Here is a 23,271-nt window from a genome sequence, read left to right on the forward strand (position 1 = left end):
GGCGCTCGCCGTACACTTTGAAGCATTCATTGTTTTGTAGAGCCATGGACGCATTGAGGCTATTATATTGTCAGTGGATAATTAACCCCAAAGCAGAAAGCTCTTGCCATGTCAGAGAACCTTTATTGTGATACCCGCGGATGTTGTCAGCAAGCTGTCCCCTTCACCCAAGCTGTCATTAATGGTCTTGCTGAAGGTGGCGGACTCTATGTCCCTGAGCATATACCCACACTCACACTTGATGAGATTTGCGAACTGGCACATATGCCATACGCAAAACGCGCTCTATTCATCTATCAGGTTTTTGGCGTTGACTTACCTGATGAGCAGATTGACTTGCTCATGCAAAAGTCTTACGGCAACAACTTTGATACCGAAGCAATCTGCCCTATTACCAGCCTTGACGCACAAACTCACGTGCTTGAGCTTTGGCATGGTCCTACCAGCGCATTCAAAGATATGGCGCTCCAATGCCTTCCGCATTTCTTCTCAGCAAGCGCTGCCAAATTGCGCGAAGAGGGCAAACTTGAACATGAATTTTTGATCCTCGTAGCAACTTCTGGCGACACAGGCAAAGCTGCTCTTGAAGGCTTTTGTGACGTTGACGGCATTTCCATTGGAGTCATGTATCCCCATGGCGGCGTAAGCGATATCCAATACAAACAAATGGCAACTCAAAAGGGTGAAAATGTATGCGTATGGAGCGTAGAGGGCAACTTTGATGACTGCCAAACAGGCGCCAAAAACGTATTTGGTGACACCGAGTACGCTCAAGTACTCAGCGAGCGCTTCAACACCTCACTTTCCAGTGCGAACTCCATTAATTGGGGACGCCTCATGCCGCAGATTGTTTATTACATTTCGGCTTACTCACAGCTTGTTGCTGAAGGCAAGCTTGAGGCTGGAGCACTTTTGGATATATGCGTTCCAACAGGAAACTTCGGCAACATCTTAGCTGCCTATTACGCCAAACGCATGGGTGTTCCTATTGGCATGCTCTTTTGCGCAAGCAACGAAAATCGCGTATTGACCGACTTCATCAACACCGGCACCTACGACATTTCTGATCGCGAGTTTGTTTTAACCCCTTCCCCTTCTATGGACATTTTGGTTTCTTCAAATCTTGAGCGTCAGCTGTTTGAGTTAACAGGTCGTAATACCACTTCAATTGCGCAATGGATGAATGACCTCAAGCAAAACAAGAGCTTCCGCATTGATCCAGAAACTTTCGCTTGCGTACGCGAACACTTTAGCGCTGATTCTGTTGACAACGACACCTGCCTCAAAACTATCAAGGATGTCTTTGATGAGCACAACTATTTAGTTGATCCTCACACTGCAGTAGCGCTCCATGTCGCCCAAAGCCTTCGTGGCGAAAACCCGGTTCTGATTGCAAGTACTGCGCATTGGGCAAAGTTTGGCAATAATGTTTATCGCGCACTTCACGACATAGAGCCAAGCCAGCCATTGCCTGAAGATGTTGCATCACTGAGCGGCTGCCAGCTTAATGAGCTTATTGCTCAAGAAACGGGCATGTGCAACATTCCTGCAGGCTTAGCAGAACTTGACGAGCTTCCTATTCGCTTCACCGAGATCATTAGCAATAATGTCTCCAGCATCGAAGAGGCAGTGAGTACATTTCTTGACGATCAACAGGATTAATGAGGTTGATATGCAAGATCTCAGTCAGCTTAAACCGCTTGTGCGCGTAGCTATCTCGAATCCTCAGTCACACGCAAATGCAATGTTTAGCAAGGGCATTGCTCTTTTGTGCGAAGGTGTTCTTGAAACTGGCTCCCTCAATGCTGCTGCAAAAAGCATGAACATGGCATATAGCAAAGCTTGGCGTATTATTCGTGAATCAGAAGAATCTCTTGGCGTACAACTTCTTGTGCGCAATGGCGCGCACGGCAGTACGCTCACTCAGGAATGCCAAACGCTGCTGAAGCTCTACAACGAACTTGAAGCCTTCACTCAACAACGCGCTGAGGCTCTTTACCAAGAAGAAATCAACTAGTCACATAAGCGTACTTGCCTATCGCAAGACAAGTACGCTTATCCCCGCAGCAATAAAGGGCGCAAAAGCAAAAGTGTCTTTCCGAGAAAGCCTTTTAAGACACAAAGATCCAAGAGCAAAGAGAGCAGCACTCCCCACGCCCACCAATAAAGCAAATGCTGAAAGCTTGCCGCAGACTATAGATAGGGCAGCAATGAGCTTTATGTCTCCCCCACCAACGGCTGCTGTCTTATCCTGGCAAAAAAGCCTCGGTGTAACTACCATAATTATTACTGCCAAAAGCGCACAACAGACCCCAGCAAGCAAACTATATACATCATTACAAAGAAGCTGATACGCAACTCCTAAAACAACTAAACCGATGCAACACTCTTTGGGAATAATACGAGCTACCAAGTCACAGAGAACTGCATCGCTTAAGACCAAGCAGATCAAAAACACAAGTATGCTTGGTAAGAATAAGTGACTATGTATCCAATATAAAAATGGCGTAATTACTGAAAGAGCAAGAGCCATTCTTGCCCACAAGGTAAAACGAGGGCTTTCAAGGCATGTGAGATGATTAACAACAGCGATCCCCTCCTCGCTCTCATAAAATGCAGCACGTCTGCTAAAGCGACGCAAAAGCCAGGTTATCTGCACCGCAAACAACTTCGCGACCATTACACATATACCCCTTCTCCCAGATCAAGCGCGTCTCGTCGAGCAATAACATCTTGAGCATTCGCCTTTTTTTCTTTTTTATTCATACGCTTAGGCGTTTCTCCATTGCCGGTAATGCCACGAACTTTGATCTTAATCTCCCAGCCCTCCTGCTTGGTAATAGGTTGCACCGTTGAGACGTTGCCTGACAATGACCCCGACGCATCCTCTTGTAATAAAAGGGGTATCTTGAGCTCTAAAACGGATGCACTTTTATACTCATCTCCCTGAGTTATCTCGTCCTCTTTTTTAGCAGATAGAGATGTCACCTCAGAACAAGCAGCGCTTTCAAGGGTTTTTTCACCAAATAACGCACCTTCTTCTAACGAGGATTTTCTATTAAAGGGATACATACACCCATAACAAACTGAAGCATCATCAAAGGCCTTTGCCTGACAAACTGGACACGTTTTCATATCTACCCTCTTTCTTTGCATCCAAGCAAAACGACATCGCCTTTTTCATACCAAGCACTCCGACATGAAGTAAAACGCTCAAGCACCGCCACGGCACGCCTGTTGCGTAAGCGCTTAAAAGGTCCTACATTTTGATGTACCTGCAACACCCGACCATCCGCATCAAGAAAAGCGACATCAAGATGATGTCTCATGCCTACGGTGTGAATGTCATTACATGGCATGAGAAGCAACGTTTTATCATGAGGTCGCGTGAAGAGCAGTCCTCTTGTTTTCGCAAGCCTCGTACCAGCCAAAACAAAGCGCTGCTCAACCTCACGGTCAACGGCTTTGTGCTGTATGTGTACGCGCTCTTTTCGCGTTGGTTTATCTCTCATTACAAAACTCCTTCCATCATTGCTTGATAGTGCACGACAACACTTGTCATCTCTCCTACTTCTCCATAGCTCACCCAAAGCCAACAAAAAACTCCCTCATGCTTGACCCACGAATCACACGGCTGTGCATTGCTGCTTACTTTGATCCAGCAATTAGCGCGAAGCTCTTCTTCGATCTGCTGTTTTGTTCTCTCCATCGGATAGGGCGCACTCAATCCGACCAGTTGAGCGGTTTGATTTGCGCGCACTTCTTGATAGTCGTGAACCGATATCACTTCATCTTCAAACCCTTGAGGGAGCTCAACCTGTGAATCACGCTTTGTCTTTTCGGCTATTAAATCGAAGACCTCCTCAGGCTCTCCTAAGCTTTGGGTGGCAATTTCGCTAATACCTTCTTGGATAATTGATGGCTTGGTTTGGCTATAAAGCACCTCTCCTAAAACAACAACAAGAGCGGCTACCAAAAACATCCTGACGGCACCCAATAGTCGCTGCACAAATACCCTATCTTTGAGCTGCAACTTGCTCATATGAAGACACCCGGCTTATAGCAATCAAGCGTGAGAGACATTTGGTGCTTGAGCGGTTCTAGCGACACACCTAAAAAACTTGATCGGAAACTTGCACCAAAAAAGGTGGGGTAATAATCAATCGTGCCAATAAATCTTGTATAGCCGGGATATGAGCTTTCCGTCTCAAGAGAAACCACCAGATTATCTGCACAAAACTCCTGTTCAAGTCCGGCCAAAACATCTGCTGTAGCATCTTGAATTGACTGCCCATGTCCGAAAGACGTGCAGTAGGTACGAACGAGGTGCCGAAACTCATTATCAAACGCAGCGCACTCAGACATAAACGTCAAAGCGTTCACTGCAATAAGCGCCACAGCTAAAAGCACAGGAAAAGCCACCGCAAATTCAACTGTCATTTGTCCCTTTTCGTGCATAAGCCAGCTCACTGCCACACACGCACGCGCACAAAAGTGCTTTCAAGAGAACGCAGGGTATCGAATATTCCTGCAAGACCTTGCCCGGCAAGATCTTTAAGAGGTTGCGGAAGCGCTATTTCTATAGGAAATAAAACCGCGCCATCAAAGATTTCAATACGCGCAATTTCAAGGGAATCCATATTTTGCAAAGCGGCAGCAGTCCGATCTTCTACTGTGGAAAAAAGCCCGCTGAGGGGATTGTTTGCCAGCTCGGGATTTTGAGTAACAGCTGATTTAACCTCGCAGACGTAAGTAAAGAACGGAGATGATTCTTTTTTGGCAACATGCCCCGAATTAACAACAACGGGCTTCAGCGCATCTAAGTTGGCAGGAGCTAAGCCAACAGACTCAATGCTTTCAGTGAGCGCATCAGCGGCCCAATTACCCAAGCCACTTTCGCTCATGAGCGGCAACGCATTAAGCGCACTTCGCAACGCATCACCAAGCGCTTGCTGCCCTTGACCATACGTCTGCAGAATGTGCGACCATGCTGTTAACACCACCTTTGTTGCTCCCGTACCAACACCTTCAGAGTTAACACCATCAAGCATAGAAGCAATAACTGAGCCAGTTTCATCAGCTGGATCAGCTAGCAACGTAGCTCCCGACAAGGCAACGCGGGTACCAAGCGCTTCTGAATGAGCAATAAAATTACTTACAAAACCCTCACGGGTATCCACTGTAGAAAGATTAACTACTATAACTACCACACCAGAAGAGCCAGGTGGCGATGCATCTATGCGACTTTTCGCAGCAGCTCCAAAAGCAACTTGCAATATATCCAACAACTCTGAGGTGATATCTTGAGCTTCTTGCACGGTGGGAGCCGCTTTATCTCGCGCTTTTTGATATTCATCAGCAGCCTGAGCGACCGCATTGTAGTGGCATTCAAAGCCGTTCTCTATAGAGGTTGATGCCGCCGCCACTTTTCCAAGGCTTGCCGCACTAAATTTGCACGATGAACAGGTCTCAAATCCTTGGCTCTCCGCCTCCTCAAGACTCCCAAACCGCTCATAACCAGCTGCTTGGGGACACCCTGTCCATGCATGTAAAAACGCACCTGTCTCACTTTCTGTTACCGGATAGCACGCAGCACTATAAAGCGATGTTTGGCGCATTTCGCTCGTATTCTTTGGCAGGTGCGGAAAATAAGCATCGAAATTATCAATATCCTCATGAACAAAACCATCTGCAAGTTCAACCACAGCGTACTCGTAGAACTGTTTGCGCAGGTGAGAGCGAACCTGGTCGTCCAATGCATCAGACTCAGGAGCCTCTTGCATGAGCCGTCTTGCATAATAGACGCGTGCTCTTTCAAGTGCTACCTGAAATGACCACGTGTCAACTGTTGAAAACACAGGGTTTTCTGCACCGCGCATACCACAGAGCGTTGATGCGCGCTCCGACATGCAATAAGCTGGATCATCACCGCAATCCCTCATATACGCACGCTCTTTCGCCTCGCGCGCCTCACGCATTTGCTCTTCCGCTAACTCAGACGCTTCTCGCAAATCTTCTGCACGCTCATCAATGCTATCTTGGGCCGCAGCAATCTCATCCCCTGAATGCATCTGAAGTGGCGTACCTTCAAGGGGAGCCAAAAGCGCTACAGCCTTATAGTCTGATTCGCCATTATTGTTTGCTTGAGCTACCAACAAAGCATTGGCGCTTGCAATAAAAGGGAGCGCGCGCTGAAGCTTTTCCAATCCTTGCTGAGCGGTGTTAGCAAATCTGTCTCTTGCGTCTGAAATCTTTTTACCAAGCGTGAGCAATGGCTCAGAAAAGGGAGCCGAAACAGGCGTGCAAGCAGCCACTACGCCAAGCCCGCTTGAAAGCAAGCTCGTAAGCGAAAGACTCAACACTACCGCGTCACATAAGCGTACTACCACCATATATTCGGCAATTTCGTTCTCCGCGGCTAACGCAGCTGCATCAGCGACATATTGAATCTCAGATGACTTTGTAGCTATTCGATAAATGCGCCCTGCAGAGAAAATCAAGCTTAGACAAAGAAGGAGGCATAAAGCCATGCCAACGGAAGTGAATCCTTTCTCATCGCGAAAAACATCGCAAAACACACGCCCTGTTCTTTTCATTGCAACCACGCTCCTACCCACGAATTAGGCTCAAGCGCGTCAGCCGCTTCTATAACCCAGGGCGCATATGCCGGCAAGCACCTCTCAACGACAATCTCATAATTACCCCGATCGTTCGTCAGCCCCATAACGCGTGCACCAGCATCAAAAAGCGGCAATGGACGAACCTCATGTGCAATCCGTATGTTTACTTCGCTTTCTCTCTCGCTTCCTATAAGTGATATATCCCAACTACATGCTGGCTCATGCACATGAAATATTGGAAGGGGCGGAATAGCGCCAAGCCTTCTACGAACAAACGCTTGACACCCGTCATCCATCTGCCCAAATGCATCAGTTTTGGTAGCAAGCAGACGGCAAGCCTCACTTGCTGCGCCCTCCATCACCAACCGGTCATACAGCAAAATGCCAGGCTGCAACATAAGTAACAGCACAAGAAAAAACACTGGCAGCATTACAGCCGCTTCAATGGTTGCCTGACCTTGCTCTTTTTTACCGAGCTCAGCACAGATTAAGTCAACCTTATGAAAGCGTTCTTTATTAATACAGCAACACATCTATACCTCCTCCCACAACACTTTGTTGGATATGATGAGACGCACTTAAAATGGCATGATCGACAAAGGTCCCGTCAGATACGCTTCGCCATAAAAGGCTCAGACCAATCACAAGCGCAAGAAAAGCAGCACTGACTATGGCAAACTCAACGGTTGATTGACCCAAATCGTCTCTCATGTCGGCCTGCTACAAACCGTTGATACCCGTTGCAATTGCGTTCCAAAGCTCTTCGATCTTTGGCTTAAAGAGCGTAATTGCCACCACGGCAATTACCACTAATACCCCTACCAGCACGGCGTATTCTGTGGTACCCTGACCGCCTTCACGACGGCGTAGATAAAAGCTTTTCGCAGCAACATATGCAGAGAGCTTTCGTAACTGATTCATTTTTAAACCTCCTGGTCATAAAAGAAATGTGCATAATTATTGACACGCGATCTAAAACCCTTGCATAAGCTCAAGAAGCACCGGACCTACCACCAACAAAAGCATCGCAGGCAAAATCAAAACGCCTGTTGGAATCATCATTTTTACTGGCGCTTTTGCCACGCGCTCCTCTATGTCACTTCGGTACGTCGCACGAGCTTGTGCCGCCGCTTCCTCAAGGATCTCACTCATAGACGAGCCAAACTTAAGTGCGCGAATGATCCCTTCAACGATGTGCTCAAACGATGCTGATTTATATGAGGCGGCGAGATCCCTCAAAGCTTCCTCTCGGGTTAAAAGCCCCATCGTCCACATCCGTTGCGCACTTGCGCAGTCCTGAGCTAAAACCCCATCGAAATGATCCGAATAGAGTTCCAAACTTCTATCGAATGACAAGCCACTTCGCATGCCAAGGGCAACTACTTCAAGCATCTCAGGCAACTGAGCCTCTAGCTGTACCTGATGAGTGCGGGCAGAATGCTTTATAGCGCGAAAGGGTGCGCTCCCCCCTATGCACGCTCCCAGCACACAACCTATACCAGCAAGCTCTCCAGAAAACAGACAGCCAACCGTATATCCGATTAGTGCTCCAACGCCACCACAAACTCTCGCAGTTCGCAGGATTGCCAACGGCGTAATTGATCGCTTGAATGCCAGGGGTACAGGCTGCTTTAACCACCACTCCTTAACCATCCCCCCAAGGCGCTTTTCTCTTTCTTGCGGATAGGATGTGTATTCCAAGCGTTGTGACTGCTTCACCAGCACATGCATGAAATCTTTCGAAGCTATACGTCGATCGGCCACCAAAGATGCTTCCAGTGTTTTTTCTACAACACGCCTTCGCCGTGCATGCTGGTCTGCCTGACGCATCCAAGAAAAACCAAGCAATCCTGCCGCAGTCGCCGAAGTAACCATTGCAGCAATTTCCAACGCCGAAAAAGAAGCAATCACCTTCAATTCACCTCCACGGCAAGCATGCGACGAACCAAAAGAATGCCGCCGAGCTGCATCGCAAAAGCTATAGCTAAGAGCATCCAACCAAGTGGACTTGCAAAAAAGGGCTGTAAAAATCCTTCTGACACCAGCGAAAAAAGCGCTATAAGTACAAACGGCAAAATGGTAACAACGCGCGCTGACAATTTCGCCTGAGCAGTTTGAACCCTTAATGAGCGACGCAAATCAAGCTCATCTCTTAAGGCAGATCGCGCGGATTCTAAAACCGAAGCGATACTCCCCCCTGCCTGATGCTGCACATCAAGCGCAATAGAAACGAAGGACAAACCGGATACAGCTGAGTTTTCGCGAAACACCGCAAGCGCAGATGAGGCAGATTCGCCCAGCTCAAGACGTCGCGCGGCGCGATCAAAAAGATAGTGCAACGCTCCTGTTGTTTCTTGTTCAATTTGCCTAAATGTCTGCAGGAGTGTAAAACCCGATTGAAAGCATATCTCCATTGAACGGAGCACCTCTGGGAGTGCCTCACGCGTTGCCTCTTCACGCGCGTCGCGCCTGGAATTGAGATACATGCAGCAAAACGCAGTAAGGCACGCACATACAGCAAGAGCGCTGAGCAACGAGGCTGTTGCAAGGGCAACTATGCCACCAATCACACACAGGAGAGCCACATATACGGATAACAACGACACAGGATTCGTTTCAAGATGTGCGAGCTTGCATATTAAGACGCCTTCATTGGTAAAGAGCGTCACCCCTGGTATCCGCAACAGCCAACGAGCCACACATCGAGTTGCACTCACGCCGTTTCTGAGATACCAGAACCGGTGCCCGCGTTGATAACCGCTGTTAGTTCCTCCTGAAATACCTCCTTGGAAAAATCCATGAGCACTTTTCCCCAATAGGTAAGCTAAGCCAAACGAGCTTGCAACCGCCCCTGCAACAAAGAGATATGCTGTCGCCATGCCCTCACCTCCTCAGATCTTACCCTTGTGCGCCGCGTCACATCACCTATCCAGTTCGGTTCAACATTCCAACAACCACATGCCCTTACATCGTTTCGCTCGTATATCAAAACCGTTTCACATTGTCGGCATTCAGGATCAAATTGATATTGAGCAATATGAGATACATAACGCCTTCCATCCATTGCGCGCGACGTTTGAACCACTACATCAAACGCGCTTGCTATAGTTGACTCAATAACATCAACAGGGAGATCAACCGCATAACGAACCATCGTCGTCAAACGAGCCACTGCATCTGAAGGAGAATTAGCATGCAAGGTGGTCAGCGAACCGTCGTGGCCAGTCGTCATGGCTTGCAACATATCAAGCGCCTCGCCACTTCGACACTCACCAACGATGATCCGATCAGGCCTCATACGCAGCGCGTTAATAACCAAGTCGCGAATGGTGATCTCACCAAACCCTTCAGCGTTTCGGGGGCGCGCTTCTAGACGTACAACGTGAGGATGTGTCAGAAACCGCAACTCAGCAGAGTCTTCTATGGTAATAATGCGTTCGGAGTCGGGTACAACCGCCGAAAGCGCATTAAGCAACGTCGTCTTGCCTGATCCCGTGCCACCAGATACGGCAATATTTTTCCGCGCAAGCACAGCCCACGTAAGTAACTGCGCCACTTCAGGCTCTAGCGAACCACTCGCACATAAGTCATCAAGCTTGAAGATATCCTGAGAAAACTTACGGATGGTAACTATTGGTCCATCCAGAGCAAGAGGTGGTATGACCACATGAACACGATGCCCTTCAGGCAGTCGCGCATTCACTACCGGAGAAGCTTCATCAACACGCCTTCCAAGAGGACCAAGTATGCGATCGATGAGAGCTCGCAATTGTTCGACATCTGCAAACATCTGATCACTGGCAAAGATTTTTCCATTTCGCTCATAAAAAATATGATCTGGACCGTTAATCATTACTTCCGTGATACTCTCGTCAGCCAAAAGCGGCTCAAGCGGTCCCATACCAAACGTTTCATCCATGAACCGCCGGATAAGCCCCTCTCGCTGCGTTTCACTCGTGAGCGCCCAGCACGCATCCTCAAAAGCTTGCACACATGCGCGTTTAAGCTCACTGCGCGCACGAAGCGGATTCTCGCGTGCTATCAAAGCAATATCATCCATAGAGATGACGCTTCGCACCTGCGCTTTGAGTGCTCCCAGGCCCCGCATAGGCTCATCAAAGGATCGCGGTCTGATTCCTTCGGCCGCCTGAACCCGACTTGCTAAAGACATCAGGCACCTCCGCTCATAAGCTTGCGCCTCTGACGTCGCGACATTTTCCGCTTACGGCGTCGGCCTCCTTTTTGACGCTGCCACTGCTCCTTATCAATACCGGGCAGTATATCCACCAATAGCCGCTCAAGACTCACACAGAGTGCGTTTTGGGAAGCTATCAGCTCAGATGCCATACCAGCAGCAAGCAATTCACCAACTTCAGAGCCTCCCTCATGAATCTCAACTGCAGGAATCCCGCGCATTGCAAATGACACATCAATGGAAGTAAAGGGAGAACCTTTTGCATAACGATTTACTCCAAACAAAAAAGGACTTGCCGCAATTCCGCATCGCGCGCATAAATCCAACGCTTTCTTACTTGCCATTAATGCTCCAGGTCGCTGGTCGACAAGAAAGAGCGCCTTTGAACTGCGTTCGAGCAACTGAGCGTGGTATTCAGCCCATGAAGAACCCGTGTTGAGAATCACAACTTCAAAAGCTGCGCTGAGCTGATCAACTATTGATCCCAAAACACTAGCAGCTCCCTCAGCTTCCTCAATATGACGAGGAGCACCAAGTAATGCTGGCTGGCTGTCATCTCCTTGCACCCCTGCCAACAATGCAGGGTTTGCCGCAACATCGGTAATGCGAATTGCATGGGGGTTGCCCATAAGCTCTGACAAATCCCCGAATTGCAAATCAGCATCCACAAGCACTGTTTTTTTGCCCAAGCGACTTGAAAGATATGCCAACAGTAACGAGACTGCGCTTTTTCCTGTACCGCCACTTCCGCTCACAACACTTACGATGAATGCCGAGGATTTCTTGGTGGTACTTACCGGTGAAACTGACGGTGTCTCAATAGTAGTTTGAGAAATCGATTGTTTATCAAGTGTCGAAGCAGCTAACGCTTGTTCACGATAGCGCTGTTTTCTGCTTGCATACCGACGAGCAAACGCGGTCATGGTAAGCGTCGCATCAATGCCCGCATTCATGACCCTACTTGAAAGCGAACCTGACTCCTGACGCGTGAGCAAACAAACACAACACTCTGGTTGATCCTTTTTAAGAGTTGCTGCAAGGTTTATCGGTGCAATATCGTCTACTGAAACCACCCAAACCTCTTCAATGCCAGAGTGTTGATTCAGATAATTTCGCGCGGATCGACCGTCATTAAAGATCTTGAGCCATGGTTGTGCTGACATGTTTTCACCTGACAGGCCAAGCTGCTCAGGATACTGTTCAGTTACTTGGTCAATGCATAATGCAACGGCAGGTTTACTCATGATTCCTCCTCGCGAATGCTTGGTATGTCGTCTTGTGTGGCGGGAAGCGTAAAATACAACTCGGCTGAAGCAACTGCAGCAACCATTTCTTGCACCGCTGAAGGCTGCACCGCAAGCGTAATCCATGAAAGATTTGAGTTTGACGAACCGTCCTGAGCACCATCCGTAGCAACAACCAAAACATTTTGACCAATGAGCTTTGTTGCTGTTGCACCGGTGGCATATACATCAACACGCGATCCCGCCACCAATGCACCACCTACAGCCTGTACCTTTTGTGCGGGCACCGAAAGTGCTGTAAGACCTTGAGGAATTGATAGCGTGCGCGCCTCTGACGAAAACCGCTTCTCAAGCAAAACTTCACCACTGTATATATCTGACGAGGCGCGCAAGCCTATGACGTCATCGCTTTGTGCATAAGCGCCCGCAGGCAACAAGTCTGCAAGCCACATCCGAGTTTCAATACATGCGGCATCAATAGTTTCACCTGCTGTTATGTCACGCTTTGCTACACAAACCTCTATTTGCTCTCCACCATAGCGAGTAAGCGCTTCATTGCGCTCTTGAATAACCTGAGCGCGAAGAGACTGGGTGTAGGCAAAAATACAACCTGCACAAATTACCCCACACAACAACCCAACGATCAGCGACTTATTTCGCTTCATGGCTTCAGACTCCTCAGCAACTAGCTTTGACATCAACACGCTTGGCATAAGCGCTGTTACTTATACAAACAGACATGCCTGTCATTTTTTTCACGGAGTTTAGAAGTGTTTGTCTTAGTTATTCGCAAGAAAAGAAGACGCTTTACTCAACAATTTCCCGCAAATATTACAGAGAGTCATACCAATCTCACGGGGATCTATCACAAAACGTGCGCCATTTATGTGAATCTGTGGATTATTCGCGCATCTGCACAAAGAAATGTTTGCTAAATACTAAGTTGTATGAGACAATAACAAACCGTCGCACACGAAATGTGTGATGACATATTTTCCGTGGTCGATTGGCGCAGCGGGAGCGCAGGTGCCTTACAAGCACAAGGTCGCAGGTTCAAATCCTGCATCGACCACCATTGAAATTCAACTGCTCACCACTTCCTGGTGGGCAGTTTTCTTTTATGGCTACTTTTTTGAGATCAATCCACAGGGGGCAGAGCTTTTAAACACCCAGCCCAACGGTGATATGGGACATATAAAAACAGAAGCGCATGATAAAAATGCCAGCCAAACACAGGATTGTTGCCACGCACAACCCTACAATCAAGGTCATGTTAGAGCGCGAAGCAACCACAATTGCCTCTTCGTGCGGATCAGCTGGCAGGCGCTTGATCATATTCCATGCAAGCACTAAAGCAGCCCCCACCAATACAACAAAGGCAAACAGCGCCCACCAATACAGAGGAACCAACTCTGATACCGATGCCATTGAGTTACTCAGTTCAAAAACATCTCTAATTTGAAGCACATACACAATTGCATTGACCAGAAATGCTCCTACGGAAACAACGAGCAGCTGAACACCTTTTCGCTTATTGAGTAACTGACATCCTGCACATGCATATGACATGAGTGTTAAAAGCGGACCCCCGACAAGCGCATTACACATCACCGCAACAGGTGCTTGCCACATATGCCACGAAATAATAGTGCGCGACGAATAAGCAAAACCAACTGAAACAACAAAGGCTATTGCGGTGAACGAAATGACAATGAACCATATGCGCAAAAGCGTTCTGTGGGCCTTTTCGCTAAACGAATAGAGCCAGTACAAACCCGTAGAAGCCAAAAAGAGTACTGCAGCAAATACTTCATTTGACAGCGGAGATGTACCAATGGAGGCAAAAACATACAACGCATTGGCAGGGTTGCCAAGATGAGTTGCTGAAGCAATGAGTCCCACCATTGAGACAACAAGCGGAATGCACAAATATTTGTTGAGACGCGCAATATCACGATCCGTTGCACTTCCAAAAATCAGAGGGAGTCCCATGCAGAGCACCGCAAGCGCGCCGGTAGGCGCAAGCGTTGTGAACAGTACAAGCGTTATTTCGCCAAGGGCTGTCTCAAATCCCGAAATCACAACACACTCCCACCCTAGCGATAGTATTTAGGATAGGTTACTTCAATTCCAAGCTCGTCTTGCATACCTTCTAAGCTCAGGCGGCACAAGTGAGCAAGAGATGAATAAAAGGGATGCTCTGCTGCTTGTTCAAGCTCTTCAAGATAGTGTGAGGACCACGTCAACAGATGGTCTTGTAAATAAACCTCCACTAAATCAGGCCTTTGTGCGGCCAACAAAGAAAGCAACGCAAGCATAAGACCAATATGGTCTTCAGGCGTTCTCTCGTCACTCATGCGCTCAATTCCATGAGCACGCATCCAAGCACGAAGCGCAAGCGTGCTTTCGCCAAACACAACGCACTCATGATCGGTGTAGACCGAACCCCATGGCGGTGCAGGTTTCTTCCCTGGCCCAATAAACAGTCGGCGATACTCCCACATCATCTCATCAGAAATCACCGCCGCATCAGCGCTGACAGCAGTGTCTTTTTTGCGCAAGGAGGCTTGCATAGCCCCAAGATCAGCACGCGCCTCAGCAGCTTCTACAAAAGGCCACTCTAGAGAGGCAGTCTGAACATCAAGTGTCGCAAGCGCATCAAAACAAGCTTGCGCGTCACCCGTACGTGGATCCTGAAGAAAAAACGGCGCAAGTACATCCCCTACTAACGAAATACGCGCACTCAACTCTTCGTTAATCATATCCCTACTCCTCAAAAGCATGTTTTTACATGGCGCAGACCTGATACACCATTTATGCAATCATTGCACTTCAGCACTGTTTCCAACAACCACCTGATCAGACTCGCTTGGCTGCGCATCTCTGCACGGTGTCACAAATAAATGAGGAAGCGTATGCGAAGCTGGTGGTAAAGGTGCCACTTCGGCAACAACACCCTTTTCTCGCATCTGCTCAAGCGGCCCGAATTGCAGTGCGCGCGCAGGGCACGACAAGACGCAAACGGGGCTATCACCTGCTAGAACACTTTCTGCACAACCATGGCATTTCACCGAATGGCCTTTGCGGGGATCAACTTGAGGAGCGCTATAAGGACACGACAAATGGCAGTAACCACAACCAATGCATTTTTCAGTATCAACACTCACAAATCCCGTATCGGGATCTTTATGCATTGCCCTCGTAGGACACACCTCAACGCAAACGGGCTTAGCACAGTGATTGCAGCTCAGAGACATGTAATAGACAATACAGTCACTTGAGATACACCCCGCTTCGTCTTTAGTTGTAGAGCCCCCAACCACTTCATACACACGGCGAAAAGCAACACCGACATCTAAACCATAGGCATCCTTACATGCAACAACACATGTTTTACACCCTGTGCAACGGCTCATATCCAAATAAAAGGCATATTGCGACATAACTGCTCACCCCCATCAGCGTTCCCTCTGAGCATTTGCATTCCCGATACAAGAGCGGGGTACGCCATAGTAACGCACCCCGCTTCTGCAGCTACAAGCAATCGTGCAAACGACTATTCTACTTCAAGCGGATTCGCAATCTCGCCATCGGTGGAATCGAACTTTTTGGAATCAGCGGTTGCTGTCATAAAGTAGTTCGGCTCAGTCTCAGCTGGGTCTGGAAGTGGCGCTACGTTACCACGCTCACCCAATGCGCTCATCTGGTCAACTTCACCAAACTTCAGCGCACGAGCCGGGCATGCCATAACGCAAGCTGGTTTCTCGCCTGCAGCAACGAGATCCGCACAGCCATCGCAGCGTACAGCTTTTTGAGCTTCGGCGTTAACCTTTGGAGCACCATAGGGGCATGCTTGCACGCATGTGCCACAGCCAATGCAAAGCTCTTCGTCAACCGACATAAGACCCGTCTCGTCATCTTTTGAAATGGCGCCTTGCGGACAATTTGCCATGCAGATGGGCTTATCGCAGTGATTGCAGCTCACTGACGTATAGTAGCTAAAGCATGACGTGGTGCAGCAGCCGTTTTCGTCTTTCGTGGTTTGACCACCCGTGTATTCAAACACCTTGCGATACGCAATTCCCGTATCAAGATTGTTTTTATCTTTGCAGGCGAACACGCATGTTTTGCAGCCAGTGCAGCGAGTTCCATCAAAGTAAAAAGCAAGTTGTGCCATGTTCTATCACCCTTTCTGATACTCGCAACTTAAGCTTTGGCTACCTGGCAAATATTGGTGTGCTGCGGGTTACCCTTAGCGAACGGAGACGGACGATGCGTGGTCAGTGTATTAATGCAGCCACCCTTGTCAACGCGATCACCATTCATATCCGCATCGTGCCATGCACCCTGAGCCGTTGCTACCGTACCAGGGATTACGCGAGGCGTAACCTTTGCAAGCAGCTCAATTTCGCCAAATTGATTCTTAACGCGAACCAGGTCACCTTGCTTAATGCCGCGAGGCTCAGCATCAGACGGATTAATCCAAGCTTCTTGCGGGTTGAGTTCTTTGAGGATCTCGACACCACCCCATGAAGAGTGCAAGCGACCGCGATAATGGAAGCCCGTAAGCTGGAGCGGGTATTCCTCGGTCGTGGTTTCAACGCCATACCACTCAGGAGCATAGACCGGAATTGGTGCAACAAAGTCATCCTCTAAGAAGTCATGAGCTTCAATGTAATCAGCCAGTTTCTCGGAATAGATTTCAATCTTTCCAGACGGCGTTTCCAGCGGATTTGCAACCGGATCCTCACGGAACTTGTCCATCGCAATGACGGTGCCCTTGGGATTCTTGCGCGTGTAGACGCCCATCTCAACGAACTCGTCATAGGTTGGCAGATCGGCATCCTTTTCGCGTGCTTTCTCATAGCACTCTTTTTGCCAATCAACCTGCGTTTTACCTTCGGTAAAGGCTTCCTCTTTACCCAATGCAGCAGCAATAAGAGCGGCCGCATCATAGGCACTCTTGCGCTCGAACTTCGGAGCGTAAGGCTCAGAGCCGGCGAACATATAACCGTGGTCGCCACCGGTTGCAATCATGGAGGGTTGCTCTAAGCGGAAGAGGTCAGGAAGAATAACGTCTGAATATTTCAACGAGTCAGTCATGAGGATGTCAGAACCCAATACGAATTGGCACTTTGACTCATCAGACATAACGTCATGTACCCAGTTGATGTCAGAGTTTTGATTAGTGATGCAGTTACCAGCATAGTTGATAACAAACTTAATGTCGCAAGACAGCTGGTCTACACCCGTAACGCCATCAGCCTTTTCGGTCATTTCATGACCACGATCAATAGCATCAACCATAGAGAATACTGAAATCTTTGCCTTAACAGGGTTTTCGCCATCAGGCATGCTGGGGATAGCAAGCGAGTAAGAACCTTCACGCAAACCGTTGCTCGTACCCGGAAGACCAATATTGCCCGTGAGAATCGGAAGCATGCAGATAGAAATACCATTTAGCTCGCCGTTGCTACGACGCTGCGGTCCCCAACCTTGGTCAACAAACATTGCCTTTGCGTTTGCAATCTCGTCAGCCAGGCTGCGAATCTTATCAGCAGCAATACCAGTGATCGGTGCTGCCCACTCAGGGGTCTTCTCAACCATGTCATAGCCGGTGCCCATGATGTAGTCTTTGTAAGACTTGTTTTGACCCTTGGCTGATTCAGGCATCGTATCCTCATCAAAACCAACGCAATAAGTATCCAAGAATTCCTTGTCAACTTGCTCGTTAGCAATCAGCTCATGAGCAATTGCTGAAACAAGAGCAGCGTCAGTACCAGGATTGATAGGCAGCCACTCATCTGAGCGACCTGCAATAGAGTCATTAAAGCGCGGATCAATCACGTAAATCTTGCCCTTGGTGGCCTCGCGCATTGCAACATAGTCGTGATGCGAAACTGCGCCACCTTGACGCGTTTCTACCGGACTGGTGCCAAACATCAAAATCAGGTCAGAGTCCTTTGCGGCATTAAGCGAAGAACCGGCACCAACCGTTGCGCCAAACATATAAGGAGTGATCCACATAAGCTGCGCCAAGCTGTAGTTACCGTAGAATGCCAGATAACCGTTGCCAAGCGAATTGAGCAACCTGAACCACGGGCGTGCTGTTACACCATAATTACCGGTGCAGTAGTTCATATAAACAGCTTCAGGGCCATAGTTATCAATGACCTCTTGATAGTTCTTGGCGATAATCTCAATGGCTTCATCCCATGAGATCTGCTCATACTTACCCTCGCCGCGCTTCGTACCTTCAGCGCGCTTCATAGGATAGTTAATGCGATCAGGATGGTTGACCCACGCACGATACGCGCGACCACGCAAGCAAGCACGCGGTTGTACATCGTCCATGTCGTCAGTGTCAGTTGCATACGTCTCAACGCGAACAATCTCGTCGTCAACCACATGAAGCTTCAATGCACAACGACCCGGGCAGTTAATAGCACAGTGATTCCAGACGATCTTCTCCTCAACAGGCGCTGCAGGAGTTTCGCTGTTAGAGCCCGTCTCAGCAAGATTTTCACTCTGAGATGAGCAGCCAAACAAAGCACTGCTTCCTAAAGCAGCTGCGCTCAGTCCGGCTAAGGCGGATCCCTGCACGAATGTGCGGCGACTCAATGCATTTGACATTGCGTTCCCCCTCTTCTTTTTGGTTTACCCATACAAGCGCACACATAGTGTCTGTGCGCTTGCCTCTCCTACAAGCTCTCTTTGATTCTACCCACAATCGCCTAACGAGCGAAAGAACAAAGGTGAGCTTGTCTGCGCTACACAGTAGCCCGTTTTATTGCAATCCGTGTCACATAACGTATGTGAAATTTTTAATTTGCCTGATCAGAAGCGTTTTTGCTTCAAGCAATTATAGCGGCATTGCTCTACAATAGAAACCATCGATAGGGTTCTGTTCGGGGAGGGAACGTGCAAAACCAAAGCGCGCAGAAGGTTTCTTGCGTCTTACAATCGCCCATATGGGACATGCTTAAACCCAATGTTGCTTCTCTTGGCTATGGTCTTTTTCTTGCCATCAATGCTGCAAGTGTCTGGGGTGGGGTCTTCCCCTTTTTGCCATTGGAATTCCAGTCAACCGATATTGTGTTTTGGTTCTTTCTTTCTCAATCACTCGTCTTTTCTGCAAGCTTTCTTGCAAGTATGTTGGGATCATACTTCTTCCCCAAAGCAACACGAGCTTTTCTCGTACAACTCACTACCGCTCCGTATCTTTTAGGATGGTGTGCGCTCATTGGAGCCATCTATCTTAATCACCTCTCGCTCGTTCTCGTAATTATTGGAGGAGCGCTTCTAGGGTTGGGTTCTGCAGGCTTTTATATGCTTTGGCAGCGGCTCTTCGCCTCAATGCCCTCAGAAACAGGTGACCACAACCTGATCCGCGGAACGGTATATGGCGCTGTCTTTTATTTTTCGCTTTATCTCATCCCGGGCGCGGTTACCGCTTTTCTTATCCCCTTAGTTTTCTTGCCGCTTTTTGCGCTTGCCATAGTATTAAAAAGCCGCACCATCAATTTCAACCAACCTATGTTTGAGGATGTTCCCAGAGAGCATCCTCACGTGTATAGACGCGTCATTAAAGACTACTGGCGAAGTGCTCTATGCGTTGGCTCGCTGGGCTTTTGCACTGGCATCATGCGCGCTCTTGCCATCGGCAACCCCTCCGTTGGTTCGCTAGTAAACGCGCTTTCCATGGGCGCCACCCTTGTAGCTGCGCTCGTACTACTTTTTGTATGGCGCCAAAAAGACCTTCACATGAATGTTGTCAGCGCTTTTCGCACCTTCTTTCCTTTTGTGATTACTTCTTTTTTGCTCCTCCCCTTCCTACCGGGCGAATATGAACGTTGGCTGGCCGCCATTCTCTATGCTATTTATAGCGTGGCCATTATGGTCATGATGATTCAATGCGCGCAAGCTTCGCGAAACCGCGGCATCAATCCGGTGTTTATCTACGGATTTTTTGGCTGCATCATTTATGTCTTGCACGATATAGGCTTTCTGGGTGGCACCTTTGCCGAAACCATTCGCGTAACAGGCATTGCCCCTCTTGCGGTTGTTGCACTCGTAGCAATGTATCTTTTGGGGCTCATGTATTTCGTTGGACAAGGCGGTTTTAAGCGCATTTTCTCGCAAAATGGTTGGTCGAATATGGGCGAACACACCCTTGACGAACGCGCAGCAAGCATTGAGTTGGTTGCGCTTTCACCAAAGCCCTCTCACGAGAAACCGCACGGATCAAAGCGTCACAAAGGCGAAGACCTTACAGTTGTCTATCAAGATCGCATGTCTAAGCAAGCAGCATTAGTGCAGCGGCACTATAGATTAAGTGCACGCGAAACCGAAGTGATGGAATTAATTGCCCGCGGCAATACCGTTTCGCGCATTGCCGAGGAGTTAGTAGTGTCCGAAAACACCATTCGCACGCACTCGAAACGCATCTACACGAAGCTGGGCATTCATAAGAAGCAAGAACTTTTGGACTTGATTGATTCGTTTGACCCCGCTGAATTGCAAGACTAACAGCGCACTAGTTGCTTTGCTCTTCTTCGCCTTCGGTGATATCTCCTGATTGCGAAAGCGAAATTGGATCACCGACAAACGTGGAAGGCACCTCTAAAAGCACCTTAAAAAAGTCTTTGGTGCGCGCTGGAATCTCTCGCAAATCGTAGATGGGTTGGTTTTGATAATCGCGATAATCACTGGGGACTCCAATAGCTTCAAGCCCTAAACCATGTGCCGCATAAAGAGCGCGATACAAGTGGTAGGTTTGCGTGGCAACAATGATGCGCTGAGCTCCGAAGACATGTTTTGCGCGGTACATGCTTTCATAGGTGGAAAAGCCCGCGTGATCACAAAAGATATCCTCAGAGGGTACACCACGCGAGATGGCATAGTCCTTCATAGCCTTAACCTCGTTATATGCCACCGTTGAGTTGTCTCCACTCATGATGATCTTTGGCGCAGCTCCCGCAAAATATAAATCAATACCATCATCAAGGCGATCTTGCAAAATGCGTGAAGGAGTGCCATCGGCAAAAACTGACGCACCCAACACCACAATTGCGTCCCCCTCATAGGAGGCTGCTTGCTCAGGAGTGACAATATCGTTTTTCGTTTGCGAGATGGTGGCGAAATTAGTTCCAGCCACAACAACGACAGCCACAATTGCTATTGCAAGAATTACTGCAAGCACCGTGGTATACCACCTTCGTTTTTTGTTTCCCTCACGTGTCATAAGAGCACATCTTAACAAATGATTCTTGCGAAGCGTCATTTTGGAAGACTTTTCATATGGGGTTCACGAACTACGCAAAAAGCAGCCGCACCCCGCTTCGTATAAACAAGATGCGCACCGGCAATCAAATGCTTGACTGTACCGATGCGCATTTGGAGGGTACTATCGCAAAAAGCAACGAAAGCAGAGAGAACTTGTGTTAGGCTTCCAAATCTCCCGCAAGCAAACGAGCTACATGGCGACCTTGCGTCGATGAGCGACCCGAGGCGCATCCTACAATATACTCTGGATAGTTACCACTGAAGAAATTGCCCGAAACATCGCCTGCCGCATAAAAGCCGCTGATCACATCACCGTTTGCATCAAGCACTTGGCAATCCTTGTTGATCTTGAGACCATCAAGTGTCGTCAACAACGAACCGCCAAACCAACAGCCATAAAACGGCGCATCTTTAATAGCAGAAAGACGATATGCCTCTTTACCAAAATCGCTATCTTCACCCGCTTCATACAGTTCGTTGTATCGGTCGACCTGATTCAAAAACGCCTGCTTGGCCTCTCCTTCAAACCCAAGACTATCAGCCAGCTCATCAAGGCTGTCGGCCTTTACCATAACGCCTTGCTCCAAAGCAACAGCACAGAACTCATCTATTGGCATACCAACTGCCATCATCTGATTGGCAAATGCCGAGCAGCCAATAGTGGCAAATCGCAAAATGTCCTCGGGAGCGTTTGCGTCAAATACCTGGCAGAAAACACCACCCGGCTGGCGCCCTGCTTGAAAACACATAATGTCATAGGGCGTAGATTCATTAGCGAATCGAACACCTTTGCGATTGACCTTCATAAACGGCTGACTGCCAATATTTTCCTGGAAGATGCCACCGGGCAATACTGCATTTTTCCCTTCGCCCGCATAGCCTGCATCTACTCCGGGCGCTACGGCACCACGATCAAAAATCATCGGAGCAGGATCTTCGTCCTTCACGCCTCCAGCCCAAAGACCAGCACGAAGACCAGCTCCGTCATCATTGGGCGCATAACTTGATGCCGTGCAACATGACAAAGCTGCCGGCTGCAAAGCGCTCATCATCTCAGGATTTGCCGGATAACCACCGGTTGCCAATAAGGTGGCTTGAGCATTTATCTGCACATAACCATTGTCGGTTGCAAAAAGCGCACCGCGCACCTCTCCGTCTTCGTGGATCAGTTTTACCAGGTCGTGCTTGAATCGAATAGTGTTACCCGCCTGCTCAATCTCCGTTTGTAAAACATCATTGCGCATAGGAGGTGTATAGGGCGTCAGCCACACGTGTTGCAATACAGGAAGATAGTAATCAGTGCCTCCTGTAGCATGCTCTGCGGGCATATCTACAACTGATGCCTTTCCCGCATTTTGCATTTTGGCATCAATCCACTCAAACATTTCGGCACTCTCATCAATCCAAACCTTAATTACTTCTTGGTCACACTTACCAGAAGCATAACGGGTCAGTTCGTTGAGCAATTTCGCCTTGTCCACTTCGCCACCTTGAGCAACTGCCAGAGGCGAATTAACGACCCCCAAATACTCACGCGTTTCTTGTACGGTTTCATTCTTTTCGCAGAGAATAAAATCAAGTCCGAGATCACTTGCCGTGCCTGCTGCACACAGGCCTGCAGTACCAGCGCCAATAATGAGAAAATCTGTATCCAGCGTCTCGGTAATCTCAGCGCTCTCCACCACAGGCTCGCTTCCAAGCCACGTTGCGCCTGTTGACAATTCTTGCGCTTCACCGGTTTGTACCATTTGGTTTGAAGATCCTGATGGTGCACATCCCGCAAGACCAGCTCCCAATGCCCCAGCAGCACCGAGCGCGCTTATACCCAAAAAGCTTCGACGCGAAAGAGTGTCAAGCGTTGTGTTTTTCGTTGATTTTGTCATGTTGTTACCTTCCCCTTCTTGAGCGTTAAAATGCATGGTTTCCA

At 48.5% G+C, this 23,271-nt stretch carries 24 protein-coding genes and 1 tRNA gene; 4 read left to right on the forward strand and 21 right to left on the reverse strand.

Annotated features, from left to right (window positions below; all coding sequences use genetic code 11):
• Positions 1–108: 108 nt before the first annotated feature.
• Positions 109–1,662: a threonine synthase gene (gene thrC, locus NFR28_RS00380; protein WP_251177858.1), complete on the forward strand. Its 1,554-nt coding sequence runs from the start codon at positions 109–111 to the stop codon at positions 1,660–1,662.
• 10 nt (positions 1,663–1,672) lie between these two features.
• A complete protein-coding gene (locus NFR28_RS00385) occupies positions 1,673–2,017 on the forward strand; it encodes a winged helix-turn-helix domain-containing protein (RefSeq protein WP_251177859.1) in 345 nt (114 codons plus the stop codon).
• 18 nt (positions 2,018–2,035) lie between these two features.
• On the opposite strand, the gene NFR28_RS00390 is transcribed toward NFR28_RS00385, so the two are convergent.
• The 14 genes from NFR28_RS00390 to cpaB all read right to left on the reverse strand — a co-directional run bounded on the left by NFR28_RS00390 (position 2,036) and on the right by cpaB (position 12,724).
• Complete coding sequence (locus NFR28_RS00390) at positions 2,036–2,458, reverse strand: prepilin peptidase (RefSeq protein WP_251177860.1); 423 nt, start codon at positions 2,456–2,458, stop codon at positions 2,036–2,038.
• 221 nt (positions 2,459–2,679) lie between these two features.
• Positions 2,680–3,135: a hypothetical protein gene (locus NFR28_RS00395; protein WP_251177861.1), complete on the reverse strand. Its 456-nt coding sequence runs from the start codon at positions 3,133–3,135 to the stop codon at positions 2,680–2,682.
• A 2-nt stretch (positions 3,136–3,137) separates the two neighbouring features.
• Complete coding sequence (locus NFR28_RS00400) at positions 3,138–3,512, reverse strand: DUF192 domain-containing protein (protein WP_251177862.1); 375 nt, start codon at positions 3,510–3,512, stop codon at positions 3,138–3,140.
• Positions 3,512–4,042, reverse strand: coding sequence for a hypothetical protein (locus NFR28_RS00405; RefSeq protein WP_251177863.1), 531 nt, complete (start codon positions 4,040–4,042; stop codon positions 3,512–3,514). Before NFR28_RS00405 ends, NFR28_RS00400 begins: the two co-directional genes overlap by 1 nt.
• Positions 4,039–4,440 carry a hypothetical protein gene (locus NFR28_RS00410; RefSeq protein ID WP_251177864.1) on the reverse strand — a complete coding sequence of 134 codons (402 nt, stop codon included), beginning with the start codon at positions 4,438–4,440 and terminating at the stop codon, positions 4,039–4,041. Before NFR28_RS00410 ends, NFR28_RS00405 begins: the two co-directional genes overlap by 4 nt.
• Positions 4,441–4,466: 26 nt before the next feature.
• Positions 4,467–6,596 carry a molybdenum cofactor biosynthesis enzyme gene (locus tag NFR28_RS00415; protein ID WP_251177865.1) on the reverse strand — a complete coding sequence of 710 codons (2,130 nt, stop codon included), beginning with the start codon at positions 6,594–6,596 and terminating at the stop codon, positions 4,467–4,469.
• Positions 6,593–7,153 (reverse strand): TadE/TadG family type IV pilus assembly protein, encoded by a 561-nt coding sequence (locus NFR28_RS00420; RefSeq protein WP_251177866.1) that lies wholly within the window; start codon positions 7,151–7,153, stop codon positions 6,593–6,595. Before NFR28_RS00420 ends, NFR28_RS00415 begins: the two co-directional genes overlap by 4 nt.
• The gene (locus tag NFR28_RS00425) at positions 7,137–7,331 is read right to left on the reverse strand and encodes a hypothetical protein (protein WP_251177867.1); all 195 of its coding nucleotides are present in this window, start codon (positions 7,329–7,331) and stop codon (positions 7,137–7,139) included. The genes NFR28_RS00420 and NFR28_RS00425 overlap by 17 nt, the downstream gene beginning before the upstream one ends.
• A 9-nt stretch (positions 7,332–7,340) precedes the next feature.
• A complete protein-coding gene (locus NFR28_RS00430) occupies positions 7,341–7,541 on the reverse strand; it encodes a hypothetical protein (RefSeq protein ID WP_251177868.1) in 201 nt (66 codons plus the stop codon).
• 51 nt (positions 7,542–7,592) lie between these two features.
• Complete coding sequence (locus NFR28_RS00435) at positions 7,593–8,531, reverse strand: type II secretion system F family protein (RefSeq protein ID WP_251177869.1); 939 nt, start codon at positions 8,529–8,531, stop codon at positions 7,593–7,595.
• Between the two features lie 2 nt (positions 8,532–8,533).
• Positions 8,534–9,499 carry a type II secretion system F family protein gene (locus NFR28_RS00440; RefSeq protein ID WP_251177870.1) on the reverse strand — a complete coding sequence of 322 codons (966 nt, stop codon included), beginning with the start codon at positions 9,497–9,499 and terminating at the stop codon, positions 8,534–8,536.
• Positions 9,445–10,791, reverse strand: coding sequence for a TadA family conjugal transfer-associated ATPase (locus NFR28_RS00445; protein WP_251177871.1), 1,347 nt, complete (start codon positions 10,789–10,791; stop codon positions 9,445–9,447). Before NFR28_RS00445 ends, NFR28_RS00440 begins: the two co-directional genes overlap by 55 nt.
• Positions 10,791–12,059, reverse strand: a complete 1,269-nt coding sequence (locus NFR28_RS00450; protein ID WP_251177872.1) for a CpaE/TadZ family protein — start codon at positions 12,057–12,059, stop codon at positions 10,791–10,793. Before NFR28_RS00450 ends, NFR28_RS00445 begins: the two co-directional genes overlap by 1 nt.
• Positions 12,056–12,724: a Flp pilus assembly protein CpaB gene (cpaB, locus tag NFR28_RS00455; protein ID WP_251177873.1), complete on the reverse strand. Its 669-nt coding sequence runs from the start codon at positions 12,722–12,724 to the stop codon at positions 12,056–12,058. The genes NFR28_RS00450 and cpaB overlap by 4 nt, the downstream gene beginning before the upstream one ends.
• A gap of 335 nt (positions 12,725–13,059) precedes the next feature.
• Here cpaB and NFR28_RS00460 point away from each other — a divergent pair.
• Positions 13,060–13,134, forward strand: a tRNA-Val gene (locus NFR28_RS00460).
• An 86-nt stretch (positions 13,135–13,220) separates the two neighbouring features.
• On the opposite strand, the gene NFR28_RS00465 is transcribed toward NFR28_RS00460, so the two are convergent.
• The 5 genes from NFR28_RS00465 to NFR28_RS00485 form a co-directional block, all read right to left on the reverse strand.
• The gene (locus NFR28_RS00465; RefSeq protein WP_251177874.1) at positions 13,221–14,141 is read right to left on the reverse strand and encodes a dimethyl sulfoxide reductase anchor subunit family protein; all 921 of its coding nucleotides are present in this window, start codon (positions 14,139–14,141) and stop codon (positions 13,221–13,223) included.
• Between the two features lie 14 nt (positions 14,142–14,155).
• Positions 14,156–14,821 (reverse strand): Tat proofreading chaperone DmsD, encoded by a 666-nt coding sequence (gene dmsD / locus NFR28_RS00470; protein WP_251177875.1) that lies wholly within the window; start codon positions 14,819–14,821, stop codon positions 14,156–14,158.
• A 60-nt stretch (positions 14,822–14,881) separates the two neighbouring features.
• Positions 14,882–15,502 carry a 4Fe-4S dicluster domain-containing protein gene (locus NFR28_RS00475; protein ID WP_251177876.1) on the reverse strand — a complete coding sequence of 207 codons (621 nt, stop codon included), beginning with the start codon at positions 15,500–15,502 and terminating at the stop codon, positions 14,882–14,884.
• A gap of 113 nt (positions 15,503–15,615) precedes the next feature.
• Entirely contained in the window at positions 15,616–16,236 is a 621-nt protein-coding gene (locus NFR28_RS00480; protein ID WP_251177877.1) for a 4Fe-4S dicluster domain-containing protein, read from the reverse strand.
• 29 nt (positions 16,237–16,265) lie between these two features.
• The gene (locus tag NFR28_RS00485) at positions 16,266–18,692 is read right to left on the reverse strand and encodes a DMSO/selenate family reductase complex A subunit (protein ID WP_251177878.1); all 2,427 of its coding nucleotides are present in this window, start codon (positions 18,690–18,692) and stop codon (positions 16,266–16,268) included.
• 288 nt (positions 18,693–18,980) lie between these two features.
• Between NFR28_RS00485 and NFR28_RS00490 the strand changes: the two genes are divergently transcribed.
• Positions 18,981–20,588, forward strand: a complete 1,608-nt coding sequence (locus tag NFR28_RS00490) for a helix-turn-helix domain-containing protein (RefSeq protein ID WP_251177879.1) — start codon at positions 18,981–18,983, stop codon at positions 20,586–20,588.
• A gap of 7 nt (positions 20,589–20,595) precedes the next feature.
• Here NFR28_RS00490 and NFR28_RS00495 read toward each other — a convergent pair whose 3' ends face one another.
• Together NFR28_RS00495 and NFR28_RS00500 are read right to left on the reverse strand one after the other, a co-directional pair.
• Positions 20,596–21,303, reverse strand: coding sequence for a SanA/YdcF family protein (locus tag NFR28_RS00495; RefSeq protein WP_251177880.1), 708 nt, complete (start codon positions 21,301–21,303; stop codon positions 20,596–20,598).
• Positions 21,304–21,502: 199 nt separating this feature from the next.
• The gene (locus NFR28_RS00500) at positions 21,503–23,227 is read right to left on the reverse strand and encodes an FAD-dependent oxidoreductase (RefSeq protein WP_251177881.1); all 1,725 of its coding nucleotides are present in this window, start codon (positions 23,225–23,227) and stop codon (positions 21,503–21,505) included.
• Positions 23,228–23,271: the final 44 nt, after the last annotated feature.

Source organism: Adlercreutzia agrestimuris, from assembly GCF_943193125.1.
Lineage (GTDB): Bacteria > Actinomycetota > Coriobacteriia > Coriobacteriales > Eggerthellaceae > Xiamenia > Xiamenia agrestimuris.

Excerpts from the sequence above, each read along its gene's own strand:
- NFR28_RS00400 (WP_251177862.1), bottom strand. The coding sequence starts at position 3,512 with ATGAGAGATAAACCAACGCGAAAAGAGCGCGTACACATACAGCACAAA.
- NFR28_RS00480 (WP_251177877.1), bottom strand. The coding sequence starts at position 16,236 with ATGGCACAACTTGCTTTTTACTTTGATGGAACTCGCTGCACTGGCTGC.
- NFR28_RS00485 (WP_251177878.1), bottom strand. The coding sequence starts at position 18,692 with ATGTCAAATGCATTGAGTCGCCGCACATTCGTGCAGGGATCCGCCTTA.
- NFR28_RS00440 (WP_251177870.1), bottom strand. The coding sequence starts at position 9,499 with ATGGCGACAGCATATCTCTTTGTTGCAGGGGCGGTTGCAAGCTCGTTT.
- cpaB (WP_251177873.1), bottom strand. The coding sequence starts at position 12,724 with ATGAAGCGAAATAAGTCGCTGATCGTTGGGTTGTTGTGTGGGGTAATT.
- NFR28_RS00445 (WP_251177871.1), bottom strand. The coding sequence starts at position 10,791 with ATGTCTTTAGCAAGTCGGGTTCAGGCGGCCGAAGGAATCAGACCGCGA.
- thrC (WP_251177858.1), top strand. The coding sequence starts at position 109 with ATGTCAGAGAACCTTTATTGTGATACCCGCGGATGTTGTCAGCAAGCT.
- NFR28_RS00430 (WP_251177868.1), bottom strand. The coding sequence starts at position 7,541 with ATGAATCAGTTACGAAAGCTCTCTGCATATGTTGCTGCGAAAAGCTTT.
- NFR28_RS00405 (WP_251177863.1), bottom strand. The coding sequence starts at position 4,042 with ATGAGCAAGTTGCAGCTCAAAGATAGGGTATTTGTGCAGCGACTATTG.
- NFR28_RS00395 (WP_251177861.1), bottom strand. The coding sequence starts at position 3,135 with ATGAAAACGTGTCCAGTTTGTCAGGCAAAGGCCTTTGATGATGCTTCA.
- NFR28_RS00415 (WP_251177865.1), bottom strand. The coding sequence starts at position 6,596 with ATGAAAAGAACAGGGCGTGTGTTTTGCGATGTTTTTCGCGATGAGAAA.
- NFR28_RS00500 (WP_251177881.1), bottom strand. The coding sequence starts at position 23,227 with ATGACAAAATCAACGAAAAACACAACGCTTGACACTCTTTCGCGTCGA.
- NFR28_RS00475 (WP_251177876.1), bottom strand. The coding sequence starts at position 15,502 with ATGTCGCAATATGCCTTTTATTTGGATATGAGCCGTTGCACAGGGTGT.
- NFR28_RS00410 (WP_251177864.1), bottom strand. The coding sequence starts at position 4,440 with ATGACAGTTGAATTTGCGGTGGCTTTTCCTGTGCTTTTAGCTGTGGCG.
- NFR28_RS00420 (WP_251177866.1), bottom strand. The coding sequence starts at position 7,153 with ATGTGTTGCTGTATTAATAAAGAACGCTTTCATAAGGTTGACTTAATC.
- dmsD (WP_251177875.1), bottom strand. The coding sequence starts at position 14,821 with ATGATTAACGAAGAGTTGAGTGCGCGTATTTCGTTAGTAGGGGATGTA.
- NFR28_RS00425 (WP_251177867.1), bottom strand. The coding sequence starts at position 7,331 with ATGAGAGACGATTTGGGTCAATCAACCGTTGAGTTTGCCATAGTCAGT.
- NFR28_RS00385 (WP_251177859.1), top strand. The coding sequence starts at position 1,673 with ATGCAAGATCTCAGTCAGCTTAAACCGCTTGTGCGCGTAGCTATCTCG.
- NFR28_RS00495 (WP_251177880.1), bottom strand. The coding sequence starts at position 21,303 with ATGACACGTGAGGGAAACAAAAAACGAAGGTGGTATACCACGGTGCTT.
- NFR28_RS00450 (WP_251177872.1), bottom strand. The coding sequence starts at position 12,059 with ATGAGTAAACCTGCCGTTGCATTATGCATTGACCAAGTAACTGAACAG.